Raw genomic sequence first — 6258 nt, forward strand, 5'->3', positions numbered from 1 at the left:
GTGGGGCCGGACGGGGCGGACCGGGCGAAGTGCCGCGGTCCACCCCGTCCAGAGGCGGGGGTGCCTCGGGTCAGCCCTGGGCCCCGTTGATGTAGGACACGGCGTCGCGCACCGTCTTGAGGTTCTTGACCTCGTCGTCGGGGATGCGGACGCCGAACTTCTCCTCGGCGTTGACCACGATCGTCATCATCGACAGCGAGTCGATGTCGAGGTCCTCGGTGAAGGACTTGTCCATCTGGACCTCGGCCGCGTCCAGGCCGGTCTCCTCGTTGACGATCTCGGCCAGGCCCTGGAGGATCTCGTTCTCGTTCATGGCCATCTCAGGCTCCTTCTCGGTTGCTCCGACCGTGCGGTGCGGAGGGTGGGATGGTGCGGGCTGACCCGATGGGTCCCGTCGGGCCGCGGGAATCTGCGTGCGTGCTGGCGGTGGCGCCGTCAGGGGAGGACGATCACCTGGGCGGCGTAGACCAGGCCCGCGCCGAAGCCGATCTGCAGGGCGAGCCCACCGTGCGGCGCCTGGCCCTCGGTCAGCATGCGGTCGGTCGCCAGCGGGATCGAGGCCGACGAGGTGTTGCCCTGGTGGCGGATGTCGTCAGCGACCGGGACGTGCTCGGGCAGCTTGAGCTGCTTGACCAGCGCGTCGACGATGCGGATGTTGGCCTGGTGGGGGATGAACGCGTCCAGGTCGTCGGCCGTGATCCCGGCCGCGTCCAGCGCCTCCCGGCACACGGGGGCCATGGCGTAGACGGCCCACCGGAACACGCTCTGCCCGGCCATCGTGAGGTAGGACCAGGGCATGGCGTCCCGGGGACTCTGCTCCTCCAGGCTCCCGACGTGGGCGTGGTCGCGCAGGTCCACCCAGGAGTACTTGTTGCGGATGACGTCCCAGTCCTCGCCCTTGGAGCCCCACACGGTGGGCCCGATCCCCGGGAAGTCGGACGGGCCGACGACCGCAGCCCCTGCGCCGTCGCCGAAGATGAACGCCGTGCCACGGTCGTGCTTGTCGGTGAAGTCCGAGAGCTTCTCCACCCCGATGACCAGGACGAACTCGGCGGTGCCGCCGCGGACCATGTCGTTGGCCAGGCCGATGCCGTGGCAGTAGCCCGCGCACGCCGCCGACAGGTCGAAGGCTGCGGCCGGGGAGGCGCCGATGCGGTGGGCCACCGCGGCCGCGGCGCTGGGCGTCTGGAAGGGGTGCGTCACGTTGGCGACGATGACCGCCCCGAGCTGGTCGGCGCGCACGCCGGCCTTGGTCAGCGCGTCCTCGGCGGCCGCGCAGCTCATGTCGATGACGGACTCGTCCTCGCGGGCCCAGCGGCGCTCCTCGATGCCGGACCGGCTGCGGATCCACTCGTCCGACGAGTCGATCCACTGGCAGACCTCGTCGTTGGTGACGACGCGCTCGGGGCGGTAGCCGCCGACCCCCCAGATGCGGGCGTGGGCGGCGCCGGAGCGTTCGGTGATGGTGGGGCGGGTCACTCGGTGCCTCCTTCGGTGGGGGAGCTGCCGTGCTCGCGGATCATGCGGTGCGCGGCCTCCAGGTCGTCGGGCGACTTCAACGCCAGCAGCTCGACGCCGGGCATGGACCGCTTGGCCAGGCCCACGAGCGTGCCGGCCGGCGGGATCTCGATGAGCCCGGTCACGCCCTGCTCGACCATCGTCTGCATGCACAGGTCCCAGCGGACGGGGCTGGCGACCTGGCTGACCAGCCGGCGCAGCACCTCGTGCCCGTCGCGGACGAGCCGGCCGTCCTTGTTGGACACGATCGGCACGCGGGCGTCGTGGCTGGTCACGCCCCGCGAGAGGACCTCGAGGCGGGCCTGGGCGGGGGCCATGTGCTCGGTGTGGAAGGCCCCCGCGACCGGGAGCGGGATGACCCGCGCCTTGGCCGGCGGGTCGGCCTTGAGCGCCTCGAGCTGCTCCAGGGTGCCCGCCGCGACGGTCTGACCGCCGCCGTTGACGTTGGCCGGGGTCAGCCCGTGACGCTCGAGGGTGGCCAGCACCTCGTCGGGGTCGCCGCCCAGGACCGCGGTCATGCCGGTGGGGGAGGCGGCGGCGGCCTTCGCCATACCGTCCCCGCGCTCGCGCACGAAGACCAGGGCCTGCTCGGCGGTCAGCACGCCCGCGGCGCAGGCCGCGGTGATCTCGCCGACCGAGTGGCCGCTGCCCATGCCGATGACCGGGTAGCCGGCCGACGGGTGCTCGAAGAGCGCCAGGAGGCTCAGCAGGCCGGCTCCGACGATGAGCGGCTGCGCCACGTCGGTCTCGGTGATGGTCGGCTTGTCGGACTCGGTCCCGTGGGTCACCAGGTCGGTCCCGGCGACCGCGGAGAACCACTCCAGCCGGTCGCGGAAGCCGGGCAGCTCCAGCCAGGGGGCGAGGAAACCGGGGGACTGGGAGCCCTGTCCAGGGCAGACGATCGCTAGCACCCGTCCACTCTCTCCCGAGATCGGCGCCGACGCCGTGCCGGATCGCCACCAGAAACGGTCTGGTTCCTTGGAGGATTCCTACAAAGAGCGGGTGGGGAGCGGGTATGCCGGGCCGCTGGTGGACGGGGCCGGCCTCAGCGCCAGGACTGCGGGGCAGGAGCGCCCAGGCGTCCCAGCGCCAGCGCCAGCCGGACGGTGAAGGCGTCGCGCGAGGACGTGAGGTCGTGGCCCGTGACCTGGGCGATCCGACCGAGGCGGTAGCGCACCGTGTTGGGGTGCACGAACAACGCTCGCGCCGTGGCCTCGAGGCTCGGTTCGTCGAGATAGGCGGACGCGGTCTCGAGCAGGCCGCCCCCGCTGTCGACGAGGGGGCGGTGGATGCGGTCGAGCAGCGCCCGTCGCGCGTGGTCGTCCCCCGCGAGGACACGCTCCGGGAGCAGGTCCGAGGCCTCGACGGGCCGCGGCGCGTCGGGCCAGGCCCGGGCCGCGGCGAGTCCCGACAGGGCCGCCCGGGCCGAGCGTCCGGAGGCGAACAGGTGAGGGACGGTGGGCCCCAGCACGACCGGCCCGTCGCCGAAGTAGGCCAGCAGGCGGCCGGCGGCGTCGGCGACGTCGCTCGTGCCGCCCAGGATGACGACGAGGCGCCGCCCCTGGACCGCGCTCAGCGCCTCCACGTGCAGGCGGCCGGCGGCCCGCCGCACCGCGTCGATCACGGCGGCGGTGTCCTCGTGCGGGCTCAGCCCTGCGACGACGGTGACGTGGCGGATGGACCCCCAGCCCAGCGCGGTGGCGCGGGAGCGGAGCGAGTTGTCCGCCTCGCCACGGATGACGGCGTCCACGACGAGGGACTCGAGCCGGGCGTCCCAGGCACCCCTGGACTCGGCGGCCTCGGCATACACCTGGGCCGCGGCGAAGGCCACCTCGCGGCTGTAGCGCAGCACCGCCTCCCGCAGGGCCGGCTCGTCGCCCTGCGCAGCCAGGCCCTCGACCTCCTCCTCGACCACCCCCACGACGGAGCGGACCAGGTCCAGCGTCTGGGCGAGCGAGACCGACCGCGTCAGCTCGCGCGGCGCCGTGCCGAACACGTCGGCCGTCACCATGGGCGGTGCGGCGGGGTCGCGCAGCCACCCCAGGAAGCTGCCGATCCCGGCCTGGGCGACCAGCCCCACCCAGCTGCGGTCCTCCGCGCTGAGCGAGCGGTACCACTCGTGCTGCGCCTCGATGCGGGCCGTCGCCGCCGTGGCCAGCATCCCGGCGCTGTCCTGCACGCGCTGCAGCGTGGCGGGCGTGGGGGTGGGACGCGGGGAGGGCACGGCGGCAGCCTAGTTGTATGACGCCGACAAGCCGTCACGCGGATGGCCCACGTTCACCCGGTGGCCGGGCGATCGTCGCCTGTCCGCACTAGCGTCCACCCCCATGAGACGAACCCCCACCGTCGCGGCCGTCGTCCTCGCCGCCGCGCTGCTGCCCGTGACCGCCGCGATGTCCTCCGCCAGCTCGGCCAGCTCGGCCGGCTCCGCTGCCGCCGACGCGTCCTCCGACGACCGCTCGCAGGCGGCCGACCACGGGGGCAAGGACCGCCGCTACACCGACGCCAAGGGCATGCCCTCGCCGCTGGTCGTCGCCCACCGTGGGGCCTCGGGCTACCGCCCCGAGCACACGATCGCGGCCTACGAGCTGGCGGTGCAGATGGGCGCCGACTACATCGAGCCCGACCTGGTCATGACCAAGGACGGTCAGCTGGTCGACCGCCACGAGCCCGAGATCTCGGGCACGACCGACGTCGCCGCCCACCCCGAGTTCGCGTCGCGCAAGACCACCAAGAAGCTCGACGGGGTCGACGTCACCGGCTGGTTCACCGAGGACTTCACCCTCGCCGAGCTGCGGACGCTGCGGGCCAAGGAGCGCCTCGCGACGGTTCGCCAGCGCAACACGATCTACGACGGGCTCTACCAGGCCCCGACCTACGAGGAGGTGCTGCGCCTGCGCGAGCGACTCTCCAAGAAGTACCGCCGCACGATCGGGATCATCCCCGAGATCAAGCACTCCACCTACTTCCACGACAAGGGTCTGGTCCCCGAGCCCCAGGTCGTCGCCCTCACCGAGAAGTACGGCCTCAACAAGCGCAACGCCCCGATGTGGATCCAGTCCTTCGAGATCACCAACCTCAAGGACCTGCGGTTCCGCCACGGCTACAAGGCGAGCTCGACGTTCCTCGCGTGGACCGGCACCGGACCGCTGGACGGCCCCTACGACCTGATCTCCAAGGGTGACAAGCGCCTCTACCAGGACTGGATGACGCCCAAGGGCCTCAAGGAGATCTCGCGCTTCGCCAACGGCGTCGGGCCGGAGAAGTTCTTCGTCATCCCCAAGAAGGCGGACGGCACGCTGGGCCAGCCGATCTCTCTGGTCGGTGACGCCCACCGCCTCGGCCTCAAGGTCGTCCCGTGGACGTTCCGCAACGAGAACCAGTTCATGGCCAAGGACCTGCAGAAGGGCACCAACCCCGCCGACTACGGCAAGGCCATCGAGGAGCAGGTGGCCTACCTGCGCACCGGCCTCGACGGCCTGTTCACCGACAACCCTGACACCGGCGTGGTCGCCCGCGACATCTTCTGGGGCCGTCAGTAGCCCCCGCCCCCCTCCGCTCCGTACGCCCAACATCGTGAGGGTTTGGTCCAAGAAACCTGGACCAAACCCTCACGATCTTTGCTGGTGGTGCGGTGGTGCGGTGGCGTCAGGCGTCGCCGCCCGCGTTGCCGCTGGTGCCGGCGGTGACGTCGCTCAGGCGGTACTTGTCCATCGCCTCCTGGACGACCGAGCGCTCCACGACACCCTGCTTGGCGAGTGCCGCCAGGGTCTGCACGACCATGGACGGGCCGTCGATGTGCAGGTGACGGCGGGCGGCCGCACGCGTGTCGGAGAAGCCGAAGCCGTCCGCGCCCAGCGTGAAGTAGTCGCCCGGGACCCACTCGCGGATCTGGTCCTGCACGGCCCGCATGTAGTCGGACACCGCGACGACCGGACCCGGACGGTCCTTGAGGGCCGTCGTGACGTACGCCTCGGGAGCGTCCTGCGAGGGGTTGAGGAAGGCCTGCTTGTCGGCGGCCATGCCGTCGCGTCGCAGCTCGTTCCACGAGGTGACCGACCACACGTCGGCGGCCACGCCCCAGTCCTTGGCGAGCAGCTCCTGCGCCTCGAGGGCCCACGGGACCCCGACGCCGGAGGCCAGCAGCTGGGCCCGCTTGTCGCCCGCGTCACCGGCGCCCTCGGCCTCCTTGAGGAGGTACATGCCCTTGAGCAGGCCCTCGACGTCCAGACCCTCGGGCTCGGCCGGCATGACGATCGGCTCGTTGTAGACCGTCAGGTAGTAGATGACGTCCTCGGCGTTCTCGCCGTACATCCGGCGCAGACCGTCCTGCATGATGTGGGCGATCTCGTAAGAGTAGGCCGGGTCGTAGTGCACGACCGCCTCGTTGGTCGAGGCCAGCAGCGGGGAGTGCCCGTCCATGTGCTGCGTGCCCTCGCCGGTGAGCGTGGTCTTGCCGGCCGTGGCGCCGATGAGGAAGCCGCGGGTCAGCTGGTCGGCGGCGGCCCAGATCGAGTCGCCGGTCCGCTGGAAGCCGAACATCGAGTAGAAGACGTACATCGGCACCATGGGCTCGCCGTGCGTGGCGTATGACGTGCCCGCCGCCGTGAACGCCGCCATCGAGCCCGCCTCGTTGATGCCGAGGTGCAGGATCTGGCCGTTCTTGGCCTCGCGGTAGGCGAGCATCAGCTCGTGGTCGACCGGGGTGTAGTTCTGCCCGTGCGGGTTGTAGATCTTGAT

The 6258-nt window shown here is 71.6% G+C and carries 6 protein-coding genes; 1 reads left to right on the top strand and 5 read right to left on the bottom strand.

The annotated features are described in order from the left end of the window. Positions 1 to 70 precede the first annotated feature (70 nt). The 4 genes from B2P18_RS16275 to B2P18_RS16290 form a co-directional block, all read right to left on the bottom strand. Entirely contained in the window at positions 71 to 319 is a 249-nt protein-coding gene (locus B2P18_RS16275) for an acyl carrier protein (protein ID WP_019284666.1), read from the bottom strand. Between the two features lie 116 nt (positions 320 to 435). Then, positions 436 to 1479 carry a beta-ketoacyl-ACP synthase III gene (locus B2P18_RS16280; RefSeq protein WP_029212727.1) on the bottom strand — a complete coding sequence of 348 codons (1044 nt, stop codon included), beginning with the start codon at positions 1477 to 1479 and terminating at the stop codon, positions 436 to 438. Continuing rightward, positions 1476 to 2429, bottom strand: a complete 954-nt coding sequence (locus B2P18_RS16285; RefSeq protein ID WP_286961594.1) for an ACP S-malonyltransferase — start codon at positions 2427 to 2429, stop codon at positions 1476 to 1478. The genes B2P18_RS16280 and B2P18_RS16285 overlap by 4 nt, the downstream gene beginning before the upstream one ends. Positions 2430 to 2563: 134 nt before the next feature. Further along, positions 2564 to 3742: a PucR family transcriptional regulator gene (locus tag B2P18_RS16290; protein WP_034254089.1), complete on the bottom strand. Its 1179-nt coding sequence runs from the start codon at positions 3740 to 3742 to the stop codon at positions 2564 to 2566. Between the two features lie 103 nt (positions 3743 to 3845). Here B2P18_RS16290 and B2P18_RS16295 point away from each other — a divergent pair, with 103 nt between their 5' ends. Next, positions 3846 to 5060: a glycerophosphodiester phosphodiesterase gene (locus B2P18_RS16295; RefSeq protein WP_286961595.1), complete on the top strand. Its 1215-nt coding sequence runs from the start codon at positions 3846 to 3848 to the stop codon at positions 5058 to 5060. Positions 5061 to 5166: 106 nt separating this feature from the next. On the opposite strand, the gene B2P18_RS16300 is transcribed toward B2P18_RS16295, so the two are convergent. Next, on the bottom strand, positions 5167 to 6258 hold a 1092-nt coding region (locus tag B2P18_RS16300), incomplete at its 5' end, for a transketolase-like TK C-terminal-containing protein (protein ID WP_414630890.1).

It is taken from the genome of Arsenicicoccus sp. UBA2120 (genome assembly GCF_002330965.1).
Taxonomy (GTDB): Bacteria; Actinomycetota; Actinomycetes; order Actinomycetales; family Dermatophilaceae; genus Arsenicicoccus; species Arsenicicoccus bolidensis.